At 37.3% G+C, this 23,728-nt stretch carries 23 protein-coding genes and 3 pseudogenes; 13 read left to right on the forward strand and 13 right to left on the reverse strand.

Going from position 1 to position 23,728, the window contains the following annotated elements:
• Positions 1–10 precede the first annotated feature (10 nt).
• Positions 11–1,651: an ABC transporter substrate-binding protein gene (locus ACLKMH_RS24135; protein ID WP_413700276.1), complete on the reverse strand. Its 1,641-nt coding sequence runs from the start codon at positions 1,649–1,651 to the stop codon at positions 11–13.
• Positions 1,652–2,201: 550 nt separating this feature from the next.
• On the opposite strand from ACLKMH_RS24135, the gene ACLKMH_RS24140 reads away from it, so the two are divergent.
• The 4 genes and pseudogenes from ACLKMH_RS24140 to asd all read left to right on the forward strand — a co-directional run bounded on the left by ACLKMH_RS24140 (position 2,202) and on the right by asd (position 5,718).
• Positions 2,202–2,999: a hypothetical protein gene (locus ACLKMH_RS24140; RefSeq protein ID WP_413700277.1), complete on the forward strand. Its 798-nt coding sequence runs from the start codon at positions 2,202–2,204 to the stop codon at positions 2,997–2,999.
• Positions 3,000–3,062: 63 nt separating this feature from the next.
• Positions 3,063–3,941 (forward strand): aldehyde dehydrogenase family protein, encoded by an 879-nt coding sequence (locus ACLKMH_RS24145; protein ID WP_413700278.1) that lies wholly within the window; start codon positions 3,063–3,065, stop codon positions 3,939–3,941.
• On the forward strand, positions 3,832–4,428 hold the full coding sequence (locus ACLKMH_RS24150) for an aldehyde dehydrogenase family protein (RefSeq protein ID WP_413700279.1): 597 nt from the start codon (positions 3,832–3,834) through the stop codon (positions 4,426–4,428). Before ACLKMH_RS24145 ends, ACLKMH_RS24150 begins: the two co-directional genes overlap by 110 nt.
• Before the next feature lie 178 nt (positions 4,429–4,606).
• A pseudogene (asd, locus tag ACLKMH_RS24155) lies at positions 4,607–5,718 on the forward strand (aspartate-semialdehyde dehydrogenase).
• 83 nt (positions 5,719–5,801) lie between these two features.
• Here asd and ACLKMH_RS24160 read toward each other — a convergent pair.
• The 5 genes from ACLKMH_RS24160 to ACLKMH_RS24180 all read right to left on the reverse strand — a co-directional run bounded on the left by ACLKMH_RS24160 (position 5,802) and on the right by ACLKMH_RS24180 (position 10,174).
• Positions 5,802–7,400: a diguanylate cyclase domain-containing protein gene (locus tag ACLKMH_RS24160; protein ID WP_413700280.1), complete on the reverse strand. Its 1,599-nt coding sequence runs from the start codon at positions 7,398–7,400 to the stop codon at positions 5,802–5,804.
• Positions 7,401–7,818: 418 nt separating this feature from the next.
• A complete protein-coding gene (gene gpsA, locus ACLKMH_RS24165; RefSeq protein ID WP_413700281.1) occupies positions 7,819–8,823 on the reverse strand; it encodes an NAD(P)H-dependent glycerol-3-phosphate dehydrogenase in 1,005 nt (334 codons plus the stop codon).
• A gap of 64 nt (positions 8,824–8,887) precedes the next feature.
• Complete coding sequence (gene secB / locus ACLKMH_RS24170; RefSeq protein WP_413702464.1) at positions 8,888–9,346, reverse strand: protein-export chaperone SecB; 459 nt, start codon at positions 9,344–9,346, stop codon at positions 8,888–8,890.
• A 144-nt stretch (positions 9,347–9,490) separates the two neighbouring features.
• The gene (grxC, locus tag ACLKMH_RS24175; protein WP_413700282.1) at positions 9,491–9,742 is read right to left on the reverse strand and encodes a glutaredoxin 3; all 252 of its coding nucleotides are present in this window, start codon (positions 9,740–9,742) and stop codon (positions 9,491–9,493) included.
• 3 nt (positions 9,743–9,745) lie between these two features.
• Complete coding sequence (locus tag ACLKMH_RS24180) at positions 9,746–10,174, reverse strand: rhodanese-like domain-containing protein (RefSeq protein ID WP_413700283.1); 429 nt, start codon at positions 10,172–10,174, stop codon at positions 9,746–9,748.
• A 277-nt stretch (positions 10,175–10,451) separates the two neighbouring features.
• Between ACLKMH_RS24180 and gpmM the strand changes: the two are divergent.
• The 6 genes and pseudogenes from gpmM (at position 10,452) to panM (ending at position 14,542) form a co-directional block, all read left to right on the forward strand.
• A pseudogene (gpmM, locus tag ACLKMH_RS24185) lies at positions 10,452–11,946 on the forward strand (2,3-bisphosphoglycerate-independent phosphoglycerate mutase).
• Between the two features lie 93 nt (positions 11,947–12,039).
• Positions 12,040–12,288 carry a hypothetical protein gene (locus ACLKMH_RS24190; RefSeq protein ID WP_413700284.1) on the forward strand — a complete coding sequence of 83 codons (249 nt, stop codon included), beginning with the start codon at positions 12,040–12,042 and terminating at the stop codon, positions 12,286–12,288.
• 134 nt (positions 12,289–12,422) lie between these two features.
• Positions 12,423–12,821, forward strand: coding sequence for a hypothetical protein (locus ACLKMH_RS24195; protein WP_413700285.1), 399 nt, complete (start codon positions 12,423–12,425; stop codon positions 12,819–12,821).
• Between the two features lie 82 nt (positions 12,822–12,903).
• Positions 12,904–13,269, forward strand: a complete 366-nt coding sequence (locus ACLKMH_RS24200; protein WP_413702465.1) for a murein hydrolase activator EnvC family protein — start codon at positions 12,904–12,906, stop codon at positions 13,267–13,269.
• Between the two features lie 50 nt (positions 13,270–13,319).
• Positions 13,320–14,102 carry a divergent polysaccharide deacetylase family protein gene (locus ACLKMH_RS24205; RefSeq protein ID WP_413700286.1) on the forward strand — a complete coding sequence of 261 codons (783 nt, stop codon included), beginning with the start codon at positions 13,320–13,322 and terminating at the stop codon, positions 14,100–14,102.
• A gap of 14 nt (positions 14,103–14,116) precedes the next feature.
• Positions 14,117–14,542: an aspartate 1-decarboxylase autocleavage activator PanM gene (gene panM / locus ACLKMH_RS24210; protein ID WP_413700287.1), complete on the forward strand. Its 426-nt coding sequence runs from the start codon at positions 14,117–14,119 to the stop codon at positions 14,540–14,542.
• 60 nt (positions 14,543–14,602) lie between these two features.
• On the opposite strand, the gene ACLKMH_RS24215 is transcribed toward panM, so the two are convergent.
• Positions 14,603–15,196, reverse strand: a complete 594-nt coding sequence (locus tag ACLKMH_RS24215; protein WP_413700288.1) for a DUF4136 domain-containing protein — start codon at positions 15,194–15,196, stop codon at positions 14,603–14,605.
• A gap of 14 nt (positions 15,197–15,210) precedes the next feature.
• Positions 15,211–16,200: pseudogene (gene dusA / locus ACLKMH_RS24220) on the reverse strand (tRNA dihydrouridine(20/20a) synthase DusA).
• A gap of 352 nt (positions 16,201–16,552) precedes the next feature.
• Here dusA and ACLKMH_RS24225 point away from each other — a divergent pair.
• Positions 16,553–17,872 carry an ATP-binding protein gene (locus ACLKMH_RS24225; RefSeq protein ID WP_413700289.1) on the forward strand — a complete coding sequence of 440 codons (1,320 nt, stop codon included), beginning with the start codon at positions 16,553–16,555 and terminating at the stop codon, positions 17,870–17,872.
• Positions 17,873–18,171: 299 nt separating this feature from the next.
• Here ACLKMH_RS24225 and ACLKMH_RS24230 read toward each other — a convergent pair whose 3' ends face one another.
• The 5 genes from ACLKMH_RS24230 to ACLKMH_RS24250 form a co-directional block, all read right to left on the reverse strand.
• Positions 18,172–18,465 carry a tetratricopeptide repeat protein gene (locus ACLKMH_RS24230; protein ID WP_413700290.1) on the reverse strand — a complete coding sequence of 98 codons (294 nt, stop codon included), beginning with the start codon at positions 18,463–18,465 and terminating at the stop codon, positions 18,172–18,174.
• A complete protein-coding gene (locus ACLKMH_RS24235) occupies positions 18,395–19,015 on the reverse strand; it encodes a tetratricopeptide repeat protein (protein ID WP_413700291.1) in 621 nt (206 codons plus the stop codon). Before ACLKMH_RS24235 ends, ACLKMH_RS24230 begins: the two co-directional genes overlap by 71 nt.
• A 28-nt stretch (positions 19,016–19,043) precedes the next feature.
• Entirely contained in the window at positions 19,044–19,232 is a 189-nt protein-coding gene (locus ACLKMH_RS24240) for a tetratricopeptide repeat protein (protein ID WP_413700292.1), read from the reverse strand.
• Positions 19,195–19,512, reverse strand: a complete 318-nt coding sequence (locus ACLKMH_RS24245; RefSeq protein ID WP_413700293.1) for a tetratricopeptide repeat protein — start codon at positions 19,510–19,512, stop codon at positions 19,195–19,197. Before ACLKMH_RS24245 ends, ACLKMH_RS24240 begins: the two co-directional genes overlap by 38 nt.
• 1,032 nt (positions 19,513–20,544) lie before the next feature.
• A complete protein-coding gene (locus ACLKMH_RS24250) occupies positions 20,545–22,035 on the reverse strand; it encodes a UxaA family hydrolase (protein ID WP_413700294.1) in 1,491 nt (496 codons plus the stop codon).
• A 332-nt stretch (positions 22,036–22,367) separates the two neighbouring features.
• On the opposite strand from ACLKMH_RS24250, the gene ACLKMH_RS24255 reads away from it, so the two are divergent.
• Both ACLKMH_RS24255 and ACLKMH_RS24260 read left to right on the forward strand, forming a co-directional pair.
• Positions 22,368–23,060: a hypothetical protein gene (locus tag ACLKMH_RS24255; RefSeq protein WP_413700295.1), complete on the forward strand. Its 693-nt coding sequence runs from the start codon at positions 22,368–22,370 to the stop codon at positions 23,058–23,060.
• The gene (locus ACLKMH_RS24260; RefSeq protein ID WP_413700296.1) at positions 23,047–23,556 is read left to right on the forward strand and encodes a hypothetical protein; all 510 of its coding nucleotides are present in this window, start codon (positions 23,047–23,049) and stop codon (positions 23,554–23,556) included. The genes ACLKMH_RS24255 and ACLKMH_RS24260 overlap by 14 nt, the downstream gene beginning before the upstream one ends.
• Positions 23,557–23,728: the final 172 nt, after the last annotated feature.

The following is a 23,728-nucleotide window of genomic DNA, read 5'->3' on the forward strand; positions in this document are numbered from 1 at the left end:
AAGATGAAGGTTATTTAAGATGTAAGTTATTGATAATTAAATTACGATTACCTGCATCATAAAAACTTGGTTGAACATATGGGTCTTTTTCAGTCGGCCAGCCAACAAATTTAGCGGTGCTGTATTGGAACCATGTCGCATTTGAAAACAATGGAATAAAGGGTAAGTTTGCGGCAGTAAATTCCTGCAACTCATTTAATATTTGCTGTTGTTTCTGAGCATCATTAGTTAATCCAAAGCTTTTAATTAACTCATCAATCTCTGCTGAATGAACACCATGGCCGGCATGCCAACTTTTACCAACCTGTGAGTTTAAGAAATATGTTTGGAACGCTTCGATTGGATTACTTGCTACCATCGACCAGTTGATTGACATAGTGTATTCACTATTTTTTAAACCAGAGTCGTAAATAGACCAATCAACGGTTTTAACATTGGCTTTAATACCGATCTCTTCGTAGTACTCGCTAACCATCTGTACAACTTGGATCCAATCCGTCCAACCATTCACAACATTGATATCAAAGTTAATTGGTTGACCATCAGGCATATCGCGGAAACCATCATCATCACGGTCAATATAACCAGCATCATCAAGTAACTTTTGTGCTTTTTCTGGATCGTAGGTGGTAATATCTTTGTATTTTTCTGTCACATTTTTATCGATAAACTTCCCGTATAACTCAGCAATACCGCCAGCATTAAAGTTAGCCGTTGGGTAACCGTAAGCCGCAATATCAACAATTTCGTCTCGATTTAACGCCATTGATAAAGCTTTACGTACTTGCAAATCATCAAAAGGTTTTACTTTGGTATTCACGTATAAGTGAATTGCATCGTTTGCTGGATACCAAAAATGATTATTTTCAGGATCAGCGACTACGAATGTATTTTCGATATCGGCAATAAAATTAGAGCCCCAATCGATTTCACCTTTCATTAACGCAGGTTGGATTTGTGAGTTATCGTTATACGAACGGAATGTCATACAATCAATGTAAGGACGGTTTTCTAAATAGTAACTATCGTTACGACAAATCTGCATTTGTTGAGGTTTGAGATATTTAATATCTGTTAATGGCCCACTACCAACAGGATTTAAATTCTTAAAAGTAGGTAGGTCTTTTGTCGCAACTTTTCCCCAAATATGTTCAGGAACAATATGATAACCAGGTAACCCCCAAACAAAGGTTGAATCCGCATGATCTAAGGTAAATACTATTGTTTGTGCATCTGTCGCTATCACACTCTGCAAATTACCTGTTGTCCACATTGCTTTGCCATCAAAAGCAGGTGCGTCTTTAGTCATTGTAAAGCTGTAAGCAACATCCTTCGCAGTTAAAGGTTGGCCATCAGACCATTTTAGATTTTCACGTAACTTAACCGTAATTGTTTTTAAGTCGTCGGAATATTCAACTGATTCCGCTAAGCGGAAATCGATACCACCAGTTTTAAGATTAAATGTCATAAGAGGTTCATAAAGCACACCACCAAATAACCCGCCCGTTGTATAAGGATTATAATTTTCAACGAAACCAGTATTAATAATAGGAACAGTCAATGTCCCACCATGTTTGATTTCAGTCGCTTGAACAGATGCGACTAACAGTAGGCCAGTGGTAAGCGAAGCAAGTAACGTTTTTTTGTACATAACATGTCCTTAAGTAATTGATATCCACTGCGCAAATGAGAAAGTCATTCAAAGAGTGCAGTAGGTAATAAATGAAAGTCTGAGCGGGCTCTTTATGTTTAAAGGCATGATTGAGATATTCTAATCCCAAAAGACACAAAGAAAGCGCTTTCTTTGTTTGATAGTAAAACAATTAAATTTATCCTCAAGATTGAATAAGCTGAAACAAACTATAGCTCACATATTTTTTATTTAAACAAGCGAATTAAAATCAATAGCTTAACATTTTGACAACATATCAAATATCGAAAATAACCAATAAATAACAAACAGTTAAACTCCTATAAGTCAAATTTTCGCATAATGAAATAATTGTGATCTCATCTATCTTTTTTAATCTTAGTTACAGTCCTTTCACAACAAGAAAGGATAATATTATTTAGCAAAGTAAACATATTTAACACCAAGCAATTAGGGAAGCGCTTACACAAAAAGAAATAAACGTAACAAACTGATAAGAATAAGTAATCCTAATTGGGTTAATCATTTAATAAAGCAAGAAAGGCCTATAATGATAGATAAACAAACAATCAACTTCTGGAATGGTAATAAATCACCAGCACGTCAAGCCTATGAGCTTGCTTTACTGGAGTTGCTATTAGCCAACACTAACCTAAGAAACAGTAAAGTTTCTAATGACTTAACAGATCATCCCAAGGCAGAGGATGAAGGCAATGTATTCGAGCATCAGACAGATATTTTAGTGACAGTTGCGGGTAATAAAAAATTTCATCATAAACCCTTAATTAGTTTAAAAACACCAATCTGCAAAGGTTTATTAGGGCAAAGAGTACTGATAATCAGAAAGCAAGATCAAACTCAGTTTACGACTATGACTACAAATGAACTTAAACAAAAAATTGCAGGCATTCCTGCTACTTGGGTAGATGCGGATCTTTTTCGTTTAAATGGTTTTAAGGTGTTAGAAGAAGGCTCCTTAGCACACATGTTTCAACAGCTGAAGGACAAAAAATGTGATTATGTTTCTCTAGGAGTTAATGAGGCTCAGAGTTTACTTAATGAATACAATAATGGGTTCGATAATAGCGGAGATCTTTCGATAGAGGATAGTTTACTTATCAGTTATCCCCTACCCTTGGTTTTTTATGTTCATCCGGAACGTCAGGATCTAGCAGAACAATTGAAACTCGCATTACAAGACTTACAGGTTAATGCAGATTGGGAAAATTTATTTGAATTACATTATGGTCAATTTATTAGGTCGCTAAATGTTAAAAATAGACGCCAAATAAGTCTCAAAAATCCTAATATCCCCAAAGAATTACAAGCACTTCCTAGGGGCTTTTGAACTTTCAAGTTACAATTTCAGAACCACTGAACAACAAAAGTGCAACAAAACAAGGTAATTAATATGCAATTTGAAACTCGTAATCCCGCCTCCGGTGAATTATTAACGCAATTTGATTTCTTGAGTGACTCACAATTAGAGCAACATTTATCAGAAGCAGAGCTTGTTGCTACTACTTGGCGAAAAACATCTTTTTCTGAGCGTGCTAGTTTGCTCAATGCCATCGCTTCGCAACTTAAACAACAAAGCCAATTTTTGGCTGAAACAATATCGCTGGAAACAGGTAAATTATTATCAGAAGCTTATGCAGAAGTTGAAAAATGTGCACTTGTCTGTCGCTATTACGCGGCAAATGCACAACAAATGCTTGAGCCTAAGTTAATCCAAACCACGGCACAACGCAGTTTAGTCAGCTATTACCCTTGGGGTGTGGTACTTGCAATCATGCCCTGGAACTTTCCATTGTGGCAGGTATTCAGGTGCCTTGCCCCAGCCTTGATGTCAGGTAATGCATTATTATTAAAACATGCTCCAAATGTACCTCGTTGTGCCCGAGCGATAGAGAAAGTTATTCGCGATGCTGGAGCACCACTTGGTCTAATGACGGATTTAACCATCTCAGTTGAACAAACCAGCCAAGTTATCGCAGATGAACGTGTTAAAGCAATCTCCTTTACGGGCAGTGAAGTAGCAGGCAGAAAAATAGCTTCACTCGCTGGCTTACATCTAAAACCAGCGATATTAGAATTGGGCGGTTCAGATCCCTTTATTGTGCTTGATGATGCAGATATGAGTAAGGTTATAGATGCGGCTATGCTAGCTCGTTTTAGTAATGCCGGACAAGTTTGTATCGCAGACAAAACGTTTTTTAGTGGCTTCCAGTCGCCTTCAAGAATTTACCACTTTATTATTAGAAAAAGTGAAAGCATTAGAAATCGGTGACCCTTTTAACCCTAGTAGCACCCTCGCACCAATGGCAAGAGCCGATATCCGAGATAAAGTAGATCAACAGGTACAAGCCTCTATAAAAGCCGGAGCAAAGCCATTAATCGGCTGTTACTCGATAGATGGCGAAGGCTATTTTTATGCCCCCTCTATACTGACCAATGTCAAACAGGGCATGCCTGCTTTTGATGAAGAAGTATTTGGTCCAGTTGCCAGCATCATTGAAATTAAAGATGAAGCGGATGCAATTTTACAGGCCAACGCGACTCGCTTTGGCTTAGGCGCAAGTATTTGGACCGAAGATATTAAAAAGGGAGAAGTAATGCTTAACAACATAGATGCAGGATCAGGCTTTGTGAATGCTATCGTTAGCAGTGATGTCCATATGCCGTTTGGTGGGATCAAAGCCTCTGGGTTAGGTCGAGAATTAGGCGAAAGTGGTATCAAGGCACTTTGCTACAGCAAATCTACTTGGATAAAATGAGCTAAAGGCGCTATTCGTGCACTTGAACCTTACTATTTGTGCCGATAAGTAGTTTTATTTCGCTAGATCATTCAAAAAACTAGCCATGGCAAAGTAGTTAATGGTAAATTTATCATTCGGCTAAACAATAGCCGGTTACTCAATACACTTATTAATAAAGATTAAGGAAGTTAGTCCCATGAAAAAAGTTGGTTTGGTTGGTTGGCGCGGTATGGTTGGTTCTGTGCTTATGCAAAGAATGCGTGATGAAAATGATTTTGCAACGATTGAACCTGTATTTTTCACCACCTCTCAAGTGGGATTAGCTTCACCAGATATTGGTAAACCGACCGATACCTTAAAAGATGCCTTTGCTATCGAAGATCTACAAAAGATGGATATCATCATTACCTGTCAAGGTGGCGATTATACTAATGAGGTTTACCCAAAATTACGCGCAAGTGGCTGGGATGGTTACTGGATTGATGCCGCATCTTCATTACGTATGAAAGATGAATCAATTATTGTTTTAGATCCGGTTAACAAAGACGTCATTAAGAATGGCCTAGAAACAGGCGTAAAAACTTATGTCGGTGGTAACTGTACGGTTTCATTATTATTAATGGCATTAGGCGGACTATTTGAAGCTGATCTAATTGAATGGGTAACACCACATACTTACCAAGCGACTTCGGGCGCTGGTGCACGTAATATGCGTGAATTGATTAGCCAAATGGGATCAATCAAAGATCTTGTTGCTGATAAATTAGCCGATCCTGCTTCTGCTATTTTAGAAATCGATCAACAGGTTGCTGAGCACTTACGTAGCGATGATTTACCAACTGAGCAATTTGGTGCTGCACTTGCAGGTAGCCTAATTCCTTGGATTGATGTGCCAATGCCTTCTGGCCAATCAAAAGAAGAATGGAAAGCACAGGTTGAAGCGAATAAAATTCTTGGAACAAGCGATCAACAAACACCTATTGATGGTTTATGTGTTCGTATCGGTGCAATGCGTTGTCATAGCCAAGCTATCACAATGAAGTTGAAGAAAGACGTTTCAGTGGCTGAAATTGAATCAATTTTAGCATCGCATAACGAATGGGTTAAAGTTATTCCTAATGAGCGTGATATTACCGTACAAGAGCTATCTCCAGCGAAAGTAACTGGTACGCTAAGCATTCCTGTAGGACGTATTCGTAAATTAGCAATGGGCCCTGAATACGTTAGCGCATTCACAGTGGGTGATCAATTATTATGGGAGCGGCAGAGCCACTTCGTCGTATGCTAAACATCCTACAAGAAGCATAAAGTCTAACTTCAGTTAGTTATTAAAGGCTTCTCACCGAAGCCTTTAATATTTTAGCTGACTAACTTTGTATACAATATTTTGCCTAATTGGCAGAAAACCTAATGGTATTATTACCAACTGTTTTTGCTTCAGACATAGCACTATCAGCTAGTTTCATCAATTCATTGTAGCTTTCCCCATGCTCTGGGAACAATGCGATGCCTGCGCTACCCGTCAGATTTAATGTTAATTCACCATATAAAATATAGGTAGAAAAGACGGCGTTAAATAAAGTTTCGATTTCTTTTATAGCTTCATTTTTATCTTCTATATTTTGCAGTAAAATTACAAATTCATCACCACCTAGCCTAGCAGGTATGATTTTAGGCAAAGGCCCACAGAAAAGTAGTGAACTCGTTTCTTCATCACTGAGAGAGAAAAATGCCGAGACGCGTTGTCCAAATTGAAGCAACAACTCATCACCCGCTCGGTGCCCATAGATATCATTAATTGATTTAAAACCATCAAAATCAATTATCACCAACGCACCTTTTTGATTACGTTTTATCATTTTTTCTAATGCTTTGTTTGCCAAAACATAGAAATATTTACGATTTGGTAAGCCAGTATTGGAATCAAAAAAAGCTAATTGAGTAATATCTTCTTTATTTTTTTCAATACGTTGCACTATATTAGAAAATGACTGTGTGAGTTCACGAATCTCTAACGGAATTATTTTTGATAGGTTTTGTTGTATGCTGACATTTGTACCACCTTGCTCAATTAATCTATTTGCTTTTAATAAATTGTCTAAAGGTTTTATTAAAATAAAAGAAACAGGTATAGAAACCAATAATGCTAAGCCAAGGCCAAGTAACATAAGCAAACTTGCAGTTGTATCTATTTTTTGCGCTCGATCTTCTAATTCTTTTAATGGTTGAGAAACCATTACCCCCCATTGAGCGTTAGCAACACGTGTATACCCTGCTATCATATCTCTCTGTAAAGCTGGAGAATAAAACTGTTCAATACCACTCTTACCTTCAAGCATTTTTAGCACAGGACTAATTTTTGAAATGTTTTGCCTTTCTTTAACCCAGGATTCAAGAGGATGAGTCAATACGTTACCATCTTGATCAACAATTACAGCATAACCTTTTTGCCCAAAAGCAACTTGTTTACCCATTTTCACTAGATACTCAGTCGAAAGGTAGCCCAATAAAACATCACTGTTTCGTTTTTCGACAACAAGAAAAATTGAACCACTATTAATTGTTTTATCTTCTGTCACAGTCGATATTTTAATTTCTGTGTCAGCTAGTGTTTGTTTTGTGAGTGTTAAAATATCTTCATTTATTTTCTTAAGACAAGTGCCTTTATGACTAAATAGGCAACTATTCACATTTCCATTCTCATCAATAAGCATGATTTGAGTAAATTTATAACTATTTAAAAGTTGTTGGAATTGTTTAGATTTTAACTGCTCATCTGATTGTTCTGGAATGATAGAAAATATGTCAGTAACATTTTTATAATAAAGTTCGAAAGTAGCTGAAAGGTTTTTAGCGATAAGCAAATGCTTTTGATTTACCCCTTCAATCTCTGACTCTAATGCTTTTGAATAGGGCCAAACCCAGAATAACGTCATAGGAACAATAACAAGGACACAAAAGGTAATAACAAATAAATGTCTAAGTTGCATATGGAAAACCTATTCTCAAGTTTATCAATCACTATTCTGATAGCGGTATAAATTGAGTATTAAAAAAGTAGCAAAAACAGTTGTCTTTAAGTGCTTTTAACCCAGCTTTAGCTCATCACAGTGCAAAAAATAACATACAATAAAAATAATAACTGTGAGCTACTATAATACTCACATAGTTAACTTTAAAATCATTAAGTTATAGGTTATTTCTTGATAGCTAAATATAGGAAAAGAAATTTAATTTGAAATGAAAGTTGAAATAAATAGTAGTTCTATTTAGAAAAATTTCAACCAAAGTAAGCGGTAATATTAAGAACTAGATAAACCTAAGAATAGTTATCAACTCTTAAGCAATTGATATCAAAAAAGACAATTAAAAAAGGCTTCACAATGAAGCCTTTTTAAAATTAGCGTATTACTCGCCTTTTTTATCTCGTGACAGTAAAGCAACGGCGGCTTCTTTCACTGCTTTATTTTCATAAAGTACATAATAAATCTGTTCACAAATAGGCATTTCGATATCAAAACGTTTAGCAAGATTATAAACTTCTTCCGTATTACGATAGCCTTCAACTACCTGCCCGATTTCAACCTGTGCTTGTTCGATGCCTTTTCCTTGCCCTAAAGCAAGCCCAAAACGTCTGTTTCGAGACTGATTATCGGTACAAGTTAAAACTAAGTCACCTAACCCAGCCATGCCCATAAATGAAGATTCTTTTGCGCCTAACGCATGACCCAAACGAGTTAACTCAGCTAAACCACGTGTGATCAATGCAGTACGAGCATTTGCACCAAAACCAAGCCCATCAGCTAAACCAGCACCAATTGCAATCACATTCTTAACCGCGCCACCTAGCTGAACGGCAGTAAAGTCATCTGAAATATAGGTTCTAAAGTTACTACTATTATGGAAAAAATCAGCCATATCCTGAGTAAACTGGCTATCTGAACCTGCAACGGCAACTGCTGTGGGTAAACCTTTTGCGACTTCCATTGCAAAGGTAGGACCTGAAATAACAGCCAATGGATATTGTTCTCCAACCACATCCACTGCCACTTCTTGCAATAAGCGCCCTGTTTTCGCTTCTAGCCCCTTAGTTGCCCATGCGATTCTGTGCGCAGGTGTTAACAAAGGTTTTACCTGCTCAAGCACCAAACCAAATACATGACTAGGTACAACCAATAAAATAGTATTAGTCGCACGCAAACAAGTTGCTAAATCAGACTCAGCTGTTAACAATTCGGGAAATGAAACACCGGGTAAAAATTCTTTATTTTCAGCATCACTTTGTAAACGAGCAATATGATCTGCTTCATGCCCCCAAATAACAGTTGGGTGGCCATTTCGCGCCAAAGATACAGCAAGCGCAGTGCCATATGACCCTGCGCCTAAGACTGTAATGGCTTTTTTATCTGCCATTTAAGTACCTTTTGATTGGAAACAACACCCTTCGCCCGAGGCTAAATAGGTGTTGTTATTTAGATTAAGAATCTAATGTTGCGACTTCAGGGCTTTGTTTAGCTTGTTCTGCTTGTTGTTGAACTAAAGCATTTTGGAACAAAGCATCAAAGTTTACTGGAGCAAGGTTAAGTTGTGGGAAAGTACCACGAGTCACTAAGTTTGAAACAGCTTCGCGAGCATATGGAAATAGGATGTTAGGACAAAAAGCATTTAAGCAATGTGCCAATTGTGTTGGCTCAGTTAAACCGACAGTGAAAATACCTGCTTGTTGTATTTCACATAAAAAAGCAACATCTTCACCTACTTTTGCAGTCGTTGTCAGCGTTAATACAACTTCATAAACACCTTCTTCAAGTTTTTGGCTTTTTGTATCAAGATCCATTGAAACTTCTGGAGCCCATTCTTTTTTGAAGATATGTGGCGAATTTGGGCATTCAAACGAAATATCTTTCACGAAGATACGTTGAATATTAAAGTCGATTTGTGTCTGCTTGTTCTTGTTGCTCTGCCATTTTAGTTATTCCCTTATTAAAGTGTATTTTTAGTTATGAATGCTTTGATAGTGTCGCTTTTCTATTATGCGTTTTATTATTTAATAGAAAAGCCATTTTGAAATTAGGCGAGATTATGCGCTAAGCAATTTATCCAACTCGCCACTTCTTTCTAATGCATGGAGTTCATCGCAACCGCCCGTGGCTTGATCATTGATCAACACTTGCGGTACCGTTCTACCACCAGTTAATGACGTCATATTCGCGCGTGCATCTGGCGCAGATACATCAATTTCTGTGTACTCAACTTCCTTATTATCCAATAATTGCTTTGCTCTTATGCAGTAAGGACACCAAGGTGTTGTATATATAGTTACTGTTGCCATATTTTACTTCTTCGTTGTGGGTAAATTTGCAGACTTCCATCCGCTCATACCAGAAAAGAGATTAGTTACCTGTGTAAATTCAGCTTTAACTAACTTAGAAGTCGCACTTGCTGAACGCGCTCCTGTATCACAAACAACTATAATGGGGGTTTGTTTATGACTTTCAATAGCAGAAAAACTTCCTTTTTCTATTTGTGACAGAGTTATATTTTTTGCATTAACAATATGACCGTTTTGAAAATCTTCTTTAGAGCGAACATCAACAACAATCGCATCTTGCTTATTGATTAGCATTGTTGCTTCTTGAGTAGTAATGTTTTTAACACCACTAATTTTATCTTTTATTTGATGATGGATTAATAAAACAGCGATAGCTACCCAAGCAAGTGATAACATCGGATTGTTGGTTAGAAAATCTATATATTCTTGCATTATTATGCTCTTTTTAAGTTTAAGGAAAAATTCGACCGCATTATATACCCGTTACCATTCAAGATGCAAAATTCAGCATGCTGGAGGTCTAGTGGCCATATCAAACTAAGCCTAATTTGTTTACGAAAAAGCAAAATAATATTGTAAAATTAAGCTTCAATTGATCCACGCAGTGACAAGCGTCTCAAATGTAGTAAAATAACGGCATAATATTTTATTATTAACCTTTAAAGGAAAGCCAAATGACAACTGCTAAAAACCTCTCGTATTACTTATCATGGATGGCTGGGGTTACCGCCCAGATATGCCAGACAATGCTGTTTCAAATGCAAAAACACCGGTTCTTGATAAACTTTGTAGCGAATATGCAAACGATCTTATTTCTGCATCAGGTATGGATGTAGGTCTACCTGATGGTCAAATGGGTAACTCTGAAGTTGGCCATACTAACATTGGTGCTGGACGTACTGTTTATCAAAGCCTTACCAAAGTAACCAAAGCAATCCAAGATGGCGACTTTTTTGAAAATGCAGTCTTTGTTGAAGCAATCGACAAAGCTGTTAAAGCTGACAAAGCGGTACACATTTTAGGACTTGCATCACCAGGTGGTGTTCATAGCCATGACGATCACATCGTAGCCGCTATTGAGCTAGTCGCAAAACGTGGCGCTAAAAAAGTATATTTACACGCATTCTTAGATGGTCGTGATACGCCACCACGTAGTGCAGACAGGTACTCTCATTAAATTTGAAGAAGCATACAAAAAATTTGGTGTAGGTCGTACTGTATCATTAGTTGGCCGTTACTATGCTCTTGATCGTGATTCTCGTTGGGATCGTGTGGAAGAAGCTTACAACTTGTTAGCAGAAGCAAAAGGTGAATTTGCAGCTGATGACGCATTAGTTGGTTTAGAAAATGCTTATGCTCGTGATGAAAATGATGAGTTTGTAAAAGCAACTGTTATCGGTGAAGCCGCACCAATGGAAGATGGTGATGCTGTTTTATTTTTAAACTTCCGTGCTGACCGTGCTCGTGAAATCACTTATGCATTCACTGACGAAAACTTTGATGGCTTTAAACGCAATGCAACACCAGCAATTAATTTTGTAACACTGACAGAATACGCGGATAGCATCACAGCACCAGTCGCTTTCCCAAGTGAGTCTCTAAACAATACGCTAGGTGAATGGTTATCTACTCACGATAAAACGCAATTACGTATTTCTGAAACAGAAAAATATGCACATGTTACTTTCTTCTTTAACGGTGGTATTGAAAACGAGTTTAAAGGTGAAGCACGTACACTGATTAAATCTCCTGCTGTTGCAACTTACGATTTACAACCAGAAATGAGCTCTGCTGAATTAACTGAGAAACTAACCGCCGCTATCCGTAGCCAAGAATACGATGTAATCATATGTAACTATCCAAATGGTGATATGGTTGGTCATACTGGCGTTTACGAAGCAACTGTTAAAGCATGTGAAGCCGTTGATACGAGTATTGGTGACGTGATTGAAGCATTAAAAGAAGTTGATGGTGAGTGTTTAATCACTGCTGACCACGGTAATGCAGAGCAAATGATCGACCCTGAAACAGGTGGCGTTCACACTGCACATACTAATTTGCCAGTGCCATTTATCTATTTCAGTCACCCTGCAACCATGCAAAAAGGCGGACGTTTATGCGATATCGCACCAACAATGCTTAGCTTAATGGGTATGGAAATCCCAACTGAAATGACAGGAACTCCTTTAATTTCATTAAAATAGACAAATCCCTCAGTATTTAGTTATTTTACTCAACTTCTTTTGCTAAAGTAGGTAAAGTTTCTAAATACTGAATTCATAAAAGTAGAATCGTCAATGAATAGCAAAGTCATTTCTAAAAAACTGCCTAAAAAGATGAGTGTGCAAACACACTTGTTACATAGTCTCCTTTTAGTTTCACTTATATTTCTGCCAGTGAAAGATCTCTTTGCGACTAATAACCTGACAACACTGCAAAAACAGATTAAAGAAAGTAAAAGCAGTAAATCAGCTCAAACCAAGAAACAACAAACCCTAGAAGAAGAAATTGCCAAATCAGAGCAAGAAACAGCAGTGCTAGTCTGAAATTACAACAAACAGAAGAAGCACTTAAATTAGAAGAAAAACGCTATAAAGACTTACAAAACGAAACTGAACAATTAAATATTGATAGAATTAAAAACCAAAAACTTCTTGAACAACAGCTTATTAGTGCTTATATGGCAGGTCAAAATGATCTGGTTAAGTTACTCTTAAATCAAGAAGATCTAAGCAAAATTATTCGTGCAAAAAGTTATTATGATTACCTTAATAGAGCGCGCTTAGAAAGTATTGAACAACTACATGCAACCCAGCAAAGCATCGAAAAAAACAAATCAGATCAAGAACAATCCTTACTTAGTCTAAAAGCGATGCGCGATACACTAGCCTCAAGCAAAAATAAATTAGTTGAGCAACGTGATAAACGCACCAAGGCACTTCGAGAGTTACAACAAGATATCAATTATCAATCCGCTCGCTTAGCGCAACTTGGTGATGCAGAAAAAAACCTCAAAGCACAACTTAAAAAACAACGTGAAGCGCGTGCAGAAAAAGAGTTAGTCGCAGACAAGGGCTAAAGCCACTAAAAAGATTCAACCCAAAAGCGAAACACAAACTCACTCGAAAATATCTAGCTTAAAAGGCAAACTAGAATGGCCAATCAAAGGTAAGGTATTAGCCCGATTTGGAAGTAAACGTAGCGATCAAGTTAAATGGAAAGGACTTTCTATTGCGACTAACGAAGGTGAAAAAGTACGTGCGGTTGCCACCGGGCGTGTCTTGTTTGCAGGTTACTTTAAAGGTTACGGTATGGTCATCGCACTTGATCATAGTGATGATTACATAACTTTATATGGCTATAACCAAACACTACTTCAAAAAACCGGCGATATTGTCTTTCAAGGTGATGCCATTGCACTGGCAGGCCATAGTGGCGGACAGGATAAAAATAGTCTTTATTTCGAGCTAAGCCACAAAGGTAAAGCAGAAGATCCAATTAAATGGCTAGAGCCTCACCGTTACTAAGCAGAGCACTTTATTAATGATTTTTCGATTAACAAGCATAATGCTTACCTTTGTGCTTGTTTTACACAGCGACCTTAAGTTTTGCTAAACCACCAATTCAACTAGCTATTGTTCTCGATGATCTTGGTAATAGCAAACATGATCTACAGGCATTGAAACTACCAACACAAATCACTTTTGCTGTTTTACCCTATACCCCCTTTGCAAAAAAGCTGGCGAAACAGGCTCATAGTCAAAACCGCGAATTATTGCTTCATATGCCAATGCAGGCCAAAATTCACAATGAAAAGCTCGGTAAAGGCGCTTTGATGCTTAATATGCAAGAGTTAGTTTTCAAAGAAGAACTCAGCAAAGCGTTACACTACTTCCCTGGCGCAACTGCAATGAATAATCACATGGGCAGTACCTTAACGGAACATATAGAACCTATGCAGTGGACTATGGAAGTGTTAAATAAACAAGGTTTATATTTTTTAGATAGTCGTACTAGCGCTCAGACTATTGCCCAAAGCACCGCACAAATATCAGGGGTTCCCGCACTTCGTCGCCATATTTTTTTAGATAATATAAAAACCAACAAAGCAATGACAGAACAGCTTCAACAGGCGCTTGAAATAGGCAAAAATAACCTTCCCGTTGTAATCATTGCGCATCCTTATCCAGAAACTATTCAGTTTCTTCGTGATAATTTCACACAGCAAAATCAACAATTTGATCTCGTGCCATTACACCAATTATTATCACAAAGTGAGCGTTTAGCGATAGCAAAAAAACGCAACGAATGGCAACAGGCTCAGAATATTATTATCAACCACACTAAACAAACACAATAAAAGAAGAGTTTATTATGCGCCTATCTGTTTTTATTCCAGAAAATTCTCCGCAACTATTGATCGACCTTAAAAAGCTTTACCAAGGTTATTTAAATGAGCAAGATCTTACTGATGCCTCATTAAAATCTCTTATCAGTGATCCTCAAAGTCTATTTTTTGTGACCCTATTTAATGCTCGCCACCTTGGCGCGGTTGAGGTTATTACAAAGGATGAGCAAGCAACATTAAAGCATTTATGTGTGCGAGAAATTACAAGACGCCGAGGTGTGGGCAAGAACTTATTAGGTGAAGTCGAAAAGCATCTAAGCAATAAAAACATCAGCACAGTTACAATGCCGTTAGCCAATATTAGAGAAGATGAGCAGGCTACCACTAAAGAATTTATGCAATCCTGTGGTTATCAAATAATAGAAAATAGATTTATTAAAAAGCTATCTTAAATAAAAAAACAGATACAAAAACCACATATCAATGTGGTTTTTCATTGCGATTAAAAAGGTTTATCGACCTGCGAGTGGGAAATCTCCCATCATTAAGCTCAATACAATTTGCATCACGTTAGTAGTATGACTTTTTTTATCGGCTTCAAAACCAACAAAGCCTTGAACACCAGAGCGCCAATAAATTTGCTCTAAATTATCATCAAGCACCATCAATAAAAAAGATCCCTTTTCATAACGTTTAGTGGATACACCGCTTTTAATCACATTCGGTAGTAAACCAAATTTATTTTGAATACTTTGATTAGCTAAATTGTCTTCCAGTGAAAACAAAAAACCAATAGTGACGTCAGCCTTAAGCCGATCTGCTTGGTAACGATAACCCTTTGTTTCTAAATAACGAATAATTTCACCGGCAATATATTGTTGCACATCCCTTTTATCTTCATCACTTTTAGCAGACAACACCAAACTATATTCATTACTCCAAGTAAAAGTAGTAAATGCTGGCAACACCTCCGATGGTTTAGCGCTACTTACAACCATCATTTTAGGTTCGCTAACATCTTGCTCTACTTTATCAATAGAGGAACTACACCCTGCTAATACAGTTAAACAGGTCATAAAACTTAGTGTGAATAGCCAGTTTTTCATTTTAATCTCCGATTTTATTCTTCAGTAACAAATGAAGCGCACTCTTGCATTGTATCAATACCAGAACCCGGGAGGTGCCCATTTTCACTTAAATGACGACGCCACGCACGTGCACCTGGCAAACCTTGAAATAAACCTAACATATGTCGAGCAATATGATTTAAATAGGAACCGTTGCTAAGCTGTTGCTCAATATAAGGATACATTTCCTCTAATACTTGAAAACGTGTTAATGCTTTTTCTGTTGAATTAAACAGACGCTGGTCAACAGTACTTAATAAATAAGGATTAGCATAGATTTCACGGCCTAACATCACACCATCTAAATGTTGTAAATGCGCTTCACATTCATCTAAGGTTTTAATGCCACCATTAATAGCAATCGTCAGCTTTGGAAAATCTTTTTTAAGCTGATAAACACGCTCATAATCCAAAGGTGGAATATCTCTATTTTGTTTTGGGCTTAAACCACTTAACCAGGCTTTACGAGCATGAACGATAAACGTATCACAACCTTTACCATGCACAGTGTCAATAAAGTCACATAAAAATTCATAGGAATCTAAATCATCAATACCAATACGTGTTTTCACTGAAACAGGCAGGCCAGAGGCATCCTGCATTGCTTTAATTGCATCACCAACTAACTCACCTTCCGCCATCAAACAAGCACCAAAGCGACCATTTTGAACACGATCCGAAGGACACCCCACATTAAGGTTTATTTCATCGTAACCACGCTCTTTTCCTGCTAGCGCAGATTTTGCTAAATCAACCGCGAAGAAAGCCCCCTAACTGCAAACAAACCGGATGTTCACTATCACCTTTTGTAGATAATCCCCTTTGCCATATAAAATAGCACCAGTGGTCACCATTTCAGTATACAACAGGGTATTTTTACTCATTACGCGATGAAAATGACGACAATGTCTATCAGTCCAATCAAGCATGGGGGCAATGGAAAAGCGGTTTGTGTTGTAAATACAATCAGTTACAGATTTCATATATTTTAAATTTCTCGTTAATCTTTCTTATTTTGGTTTTTATCGCTTTAAATCGAGATGAACCACTTTGAATCGCAATAAGTGAGTACGCCTTTAGGCGCTGTATAATGTAACTTATTTTTAAAGTCTAATCGATTTTTAGATCTCTAATACACTCGTTATTTTTCATTTGAAAAAATCTTTCAAACTTCTTTAAAGATTTATCGTTACATACTCTTAACTATCGGCTATATCGCTTATCTATATGTACAAAAACACGCTTCACATTTTTATGCGCATAAAAATGTACATTGTTGACTTTTAATGCGCATTAAAGTGTAATCATATTTAATAAATAACTTGAGATATAACGATGCGACGATCACGAATAAAAAAATTAATCGAATGGAAAGAAAAGGAAACGCGTAAACCTTTACTGATCGACGGCGCTCGTCAAACAGGTAAAACCTATCTATTGCAAAGCTTATTCGGTGAACATTTTGACAATGTTCTGCGCATTGACTTTCTTGAATCTCCAGAAATGGCTGAAGCTTTTTCTGGATCATTAACACCTGAAAACATTCTATCCAATATTGAATTGTTAACCAATAAAGTGTTTAACCCTACTTCGGACTTGCTGATTTTAGATGAAATAGGAGAATGCCAAAGAGCCGTAACCGCCCTGAAATACTTTTCTGAAAAAGCACCACAAATGTATATCGCGACCAGTGGCTCTAACATTGGCTTATTAAATTCATTCCCTGTCGGTAAAGTTGAGCAAGACAATTTACGCCCGCTGACATTTTATGAATTTTTATTGGCATCAGGTGAAGCCGCATTAATCAAAGCCTTTGAAAACCAAGTGAATTCAGCACCTGCCCATACTAAGTTATTTGATAAACTAACGGACTATTATTTTACGGGTGGTATGCCTGAAGCCGTTAATACTTGGTTTGAATTAAAACATAAAAGCATATTAGAGCGTGTTGAAGCTGTAGAAAATATCCATGCAAACTTAATTTCAGGTTACTTACGGGACTTTGGCAAGTACTCAGGAAAAGTCGATGCTAGCGTAATCGAATCGGTCTTCCGTAATGTGCCCTCACAACTTGCTTCGGTTATCGATGAATCTGTAAAACGATTTAAATTTAAAGGTGTTCATGATCGTAAATCTCGTTATGGCGATTTTGAAAGTGCGATCACTTGGTTAGATAAATGCCGATTAGTACTGAAGAACTACCCCACAGACGGTCTGCCACGTAGCCCTTTAGTCGCTTACCAAAAAGAAAACAAAGTGAAGCTTTTCTTATTTGATACAGGATTGCTTAACCATATGTTAGGTATAGGTTATAAAGAAATAAAACAACAAGGCTTTGAATATAAAGGCTACATCGCTGAAAACTTTGTACAGCAAGAATTTGTAGCACAAGGGGTAGATCCAACCTTCTCATGGGGTGACGCCAGAGCAGAAATCGAGTTTATTGCAACTGACAATGAAGGGCAGATTATCCCAATTGAAGTGAAAAGTGGCAAACGCACACGCGCCAAATCTTTGCAATCTTATATAACTAAATGCCAACCCCATAAAACAATCAAGTTAGCGGGTACACAAGGCTCTTCAGTATTAGAAAAAGAGAATATCGTGTTACCTCTTTATTACGCCCAGTATGCTGTTAGCCAGCACTTAAAATAGTGCTGATGAGTAACGCTTAGAAAATATAAGTATATAAAATTAAAAAGTAATGCATTGACTGAAGCGACAACCAGAACCACTCAAGTCGCTGACTTCCACACTGCACCTAATGAGGCTTCATTGGTAAGCAAATAGAATAATAATTCGCTCACTTTTGGGATAAAGCGAGCACAATTATTTTACCTGCTGTGGCGCTATGGGCACAAACCGCCTTAGAAAATTTACCGCTAGGAACAAAAAAGGCCACTATTTCAGGTAGCCTCGAAGTTGTGCATATAACGGGCGTTATGGTAAATACATTAATTACATTTTGTATAATTAGATTCTAAGCATGATTTAGACATTTCTTGCGCGTGACTTATATCTTTTGTCGTCATATGAGGTGTGATAATATTAAATGATTTTTCTGCGTCGTAACCATTATATCTAGCTAAATTAAACCACATATACGCTTGTTTATAATCTTGGAGTACACCATGCCCATTGTCGTACATAGTTCCTAAATTGAATTGCGCACTGGCATCACCCTGTTCGGCGACTTTTACGGTACCAATTGGTCGCTTGTTTATAATCTTGGAGTACACCCTGTCCATTGTCGTACATAGTCCCTAAATTGAATTGCGCATCGGCATCACCCTGTTCGGCGACTTTACGGTACCAATAGACTGCTTGTTTATAATCTTGGAGTACACCATGCCCATTGTCGTACATAGTTCCTAAATTGAATTGCGCACTGGCATCACCCTGTTCGGCGGCTTTACGGTACCAATTGACTGCTTGTTTATAATCTTGGAGTACACCTCGTCCATTGTCGTACATAGTCCCTAAATTGAATTGCGCACCGGCATCACTCTGTTCGGTCGCTTTACGGTACCAATAGACTGCTTGTTTAGAATCTTGGAGTACACCCAGCCCTCTGCCGTACATAGTTCCTAAATTGAATTGCGCATCGGCATCACCCTGTTCGGCGACTTTACGGTACCAATTGGTCGCTTGTTTAGAATCTTGGAGTACACCTCGTCCATTGTCGTACATAGTCCCTAAATTGAATTGCGCATCGGCATCACCCTGTTCGGCGGCTTTACGGTACCAATTGGTCGCTTGTTTAGAATCTTGGAGTACACCCAACCCATTGCTGTACATAGCTCCTAAATTGAATTGCGCACCGGCATCACCCTGGTTCGGTGACTTTTCGGTACCAATTGACTGCTTGTTTATAATCTTGGAGTACACCCCGCCCATTGTTGTACATAACTCCTAAACTGAATTGCGCGTCGGCATCACCCTGTTCGGCGGCTTTACGGTACCAATTGGTCGCTTTTTTATAATCTTGGAGTACACCCAACCCATTGCTGTACATAATTCCTAAATTGAATTGCGCATCGGCATCCCCCTGTTCGGCGGCTTTTACGGTACCAATAGACTGCTTGTTTATAATCTTGGAGTACACCCCGCCCATTGTCGTACATAACTCCTAAACTGAATTGCGCATCGGAATCACCCTGTTCGGCAAGTGGATGCCATTCTTTGTAGGCTGTTTTGAAGTCACCTTCATCCGCAGCATCTAAGCCTTTATTAAAATCAGCAGATAGCACTACCGATGTAAATAAAATGCAAACGACACAAATAATATTTTTCATAATATATAACTCTATTGATAGTGAATTTTCGCTTAAAAATAAGCAAGAAAGATATAAACAATATCACAAACGTATGAGTGCAAGTAAACCTTGTTCCGCACAAGTAATGTAATATGCACAAAATGACAGTTATGTTAAATGAGCCATTTTTCTTATAAAAATAGTCACTTCATCATGAAAGCAACACAAACCATTTAAATTTGTTAGTTGATTGTTTGATATTAGCTATAAAACCACAGAACAAAAAAACAACATTAGATGGCTGTTTTTTAACCGTAAAGGTATGGTTAGTGTTTGGCTTCGTTTCTAAGCCCAAATTGTTATATTAACCAGTTTCATTTTTTTATTATAAGTTGAGTTCACACAATTAAACTTTCTAGACATTTATCTATTTATAAGGCGCTTTGGGGGCGGTTGCGAGATAGCTTATTACGCTCGGTATAGGAGAAAGTGAGCGTAGTTAAAACGTTCCCAAGTAAGTAAATGAATGAAACAAAATTCTTTATTCTGAGGGTGAGATGAAACGATCTAGCCGGTACGCCCTGAGTCCCCTTCAAAAGAAACGGTACGCCCATGGTGCGCCTAAATACTCACAAAGCCTTATATAGCTTAAAAACAGATCCAATCAAGCATGGGGGCGATGGAAAAGCGATTTGAAGGGAAATTTTGCATAGAGCACCAGTTTAAATAATAAAATCCACAAAACAGCCAGTAACAGATTCAGTATCTAAATGGCATTCAAGAAGCGTGATTATATCAGAAATAGGAGCTTTAAAAATAGCTAATAGACTTCCCTTATTGTTTAATCAAAAGGCTATCGCAACACTTTTATACACATAACACTGTTATGTATTTTATTATTTATTTGAGGCTAAGATATTTAACATTCTCCAATAAAAAATCAATTAGAGCAGAAAGGAAAAGCAACCCGCCTATTTGTAGAAGTTTAAACTAGATGTGATATTTCGAATTGCAAAATTAAGACTTACCTAAGTCCAGTAACCTAGGTAAGCCGTTCGGTTTTATCTTAGATTATAAGGTTACACCTGATTTAAATATCGCTAGCTCTCTAATATCATTTACTTCATTTTTCGTAGGAGTTCCACTGGCTATTTCACAGATCAAATCTATGAATTTCTCCAATAGTTCTGGCATAGAACCGCCATCTAATAGAGCACCTGCATTAAAATCTATCCAGTGCTTTTTCTTATTAGCTAGCTCAGTGTTGGTGGCTAACTTGACTGTGGGTACAAAACCACCGTAAGGGGTTCCTCGGCCAGTAGAAAACAGAACCATGTGACAACCACTAGTTGCAAGAGCGGAAGTTGCAACAGCATCGTTACCTGGTGCACTCAACAAGTTAAGTCCGGGTATTTTTAATACTTCTCCGTACTTAAGAACACCCATTACGGTACTAGAGCCTGCTTTTTGAGTACAGCCCATAGACTTATCTTCTAGTGTGGTAATACCTCCAGCTTTATTGCCTGGCGATGGGTTCTCGTATATTGGTTGATTATGATCGATAAAATACTGTTTAAAGCTATTTACCATTTCAACCGCTTGGTCAAAAGTTGACTTATCGATACAGCGCTCAAAAAGAATATGTTCAGCACCAAACATTTCTGGAACTTCAGTCAGTACAGATGTACCGCCTTTTTCAATTAGGTAATCAGAAAATAAGCCAAGAAGAGGGTTTGCTGTTATTCCCGATAGACCATCAGAACCGCCACATTCTAAGCCAACTTTTAGTTTACCTATTTTAATTTCAGTTCTCTGGTCTTCTTTAACTACTGAATATATTTGTTGCAGATAATCAACAGCCACTTCTATCTCATCTTCAACTTGCTGAGCAACCATATATTTTACACGGGAATCATTGATAGACCCAACAGCTTCCTTAAATGGATCAATTTGATTGTTTTCACACCCTAAACCAATTACTAATACGCCACCAGCATTTGGGTGACGAACCATATCAGCTAGAATTTTTTTGGTGTTTTCATGATCATCACCTAATTGCGAACAACCATAATTATGTGGGAATAAATATACACCATCGCATTCCAATGCTTCTATTTGTGTGGTGAACTCTTTAATAGCTTGTTTGGCGATGCCATTAACACAGCCAACAGTAGGAATAATCCAAATCTCATTTCTTATTCCCACATCACCATTCTCTCTTGCAAATCCCATAAATGTTTTATCGAGCAACCCCATTTCTTTTGAGGCTATAAAATTGGGATCGTATGAATAGCTATCAGAGCCAGAGAGATTAGTTTTCAGGTTATGGGTATGTACTAATGAGCCAGTACTTATAGGCTGAGTTGCATGGCCTATTGCAGTACCATATTTCACAACGTCACCATTAATTTCAATATTGGTGATCGCTAATTTACCACCACGGTGAATGTTTTCTTTTAGTAATATTTCTAGTCCACCTAGATCAATGACTTCATTCTTATAAAAATCTTCCAAACAAACAACAACATTATCAGCTTCATTAATCTTAATAAATTTTTTCATGGTTACCTCTATTTTATAAAGTTAACCCATCCGACGTTTTCTATTGTATTACTTAATCTGCATTTTAATCAATAAAAAACATCAAATCATTGCTAAAATAATTAAAAACAAGTAAATAAAGCAAGAATCATTACTTAAAAGTAGAATTACAATAATAAAATACCGATAAAAAACACAATAAAATGATCACAGACACGTTTACTAACCTTTTCTTATAAATTTAATAAATCCATCAATACACTGAGTTCAGTCGATAACACCTGTCCGACAACAGAAATATTTATCGTTAAGGAATTTACAATGACAGAACAATTAAAAGAGATTTATCCGGAATGAACTCTTACCCGGAAAAAATTATTCAGTTTGGCGAAGGAAATTTTTTAAGAGCATTTATTGGTTGGCAGGTGCAACTATTAAATGAACAAACAGATTTCAACGCAGGTATAACCGTCGTACGTCCGATCGATGCGGCTCACCCAAAATTAGACTCACAAGATGGCCTTTATACCGCAATGATTCGAGGTATTAACGAATCAGGAGAAAGCGTTTCTCAACCAAAAATAATTTCATCTATAAATAGAGAGTTGTTTGCCTATGGTGAATTTGAAGAAGTCTTAAAAGTTGCTGAAAACCCTGACCTTGAATGGGTTATTTCAAATACTACAGAGGCGGGTATTGAGTTTAAAGACAGTGACAAAATAACTGATTTTCCGCCATCTACATTTCCAGCTAAGTTAACACTTTTCTTATTGCGTCGCTTTGAGACATTTAACGGTGACAAAAATAAAGGACTAATTCTTCTTCCCTGTGAGTTAATTGACTACAACGGCGATAAATTAAAAGAAACAATTAATCAGTACGCCGAGTTATGGAACTTAAGCGATCAGTTTAAAACTTGGTTAAATCTCAGTAATACTTTTTGCTCAACATTGGTTGACCGTATCGTTACGGGTTACCCTAAAGATGAAATTGAACAACTGGAAGCAGAACTAGGCTATAAAGATAATTTTATTGTTGCGAACTGAATATTTCTACCTTTTTGTTATTCAAGGACCTAGCTTCCTTAAAGAGAAATTAAAACTAAAAGAATGTCCTCTGAATATTAAAGTTGTCGATGATATAAAGCCCTATAAGCGACGTAAAGTCGGTATTTTAAATGGAGCACATACCGCAATGGTCCCGGTAGCTTACCTTGCTGGACTAAATACAGTTGGCGAATCGATGGCCGATCAAGATATCGTTGAATTCGTAGGAAACATGCTGGATAACGAAATCATTCCTATGTTATCTATGGATAAAAATGAACTTACTGAATTTCGAAACAGTGTAATGCAACGATTTGAGAACCCATACATTAAGCACTACTTATTATCAATTTCGTTAAATTCATTAACCAAATTTACAACTCGATTATTACCTCAACTTATCAGTTACGCAAATGAAAAGAACCAAGCACCAAAAAATCTTAGCTTTAGCTTAGCAAGCATTATTCTGCTTTTATCTAGGAAAAAGAAACAATGAAGATATACCGTTAAATGATGATCAGATCCTATTAGATAAATTTGAAATATGGAAGAAATCAGATATTGATGATGCCGTATCTCAATTCTTATCTATGAAAGATCACTGGGGAATAGACTTAACCTCATTAACAAATGTCGAGCCGTTAGTAAAAGAATATGTTTGTAAAATT

This window comes from Psychromonas sp. KJ10-10 (genome assembly GCF_047323245.1).
Classification (GTDB): domain Bacteria; phylum Pseudomonadota; class Gammaproteobacteria; order Enterobacterales; family Psychromonadaceae; genus Psychromonas.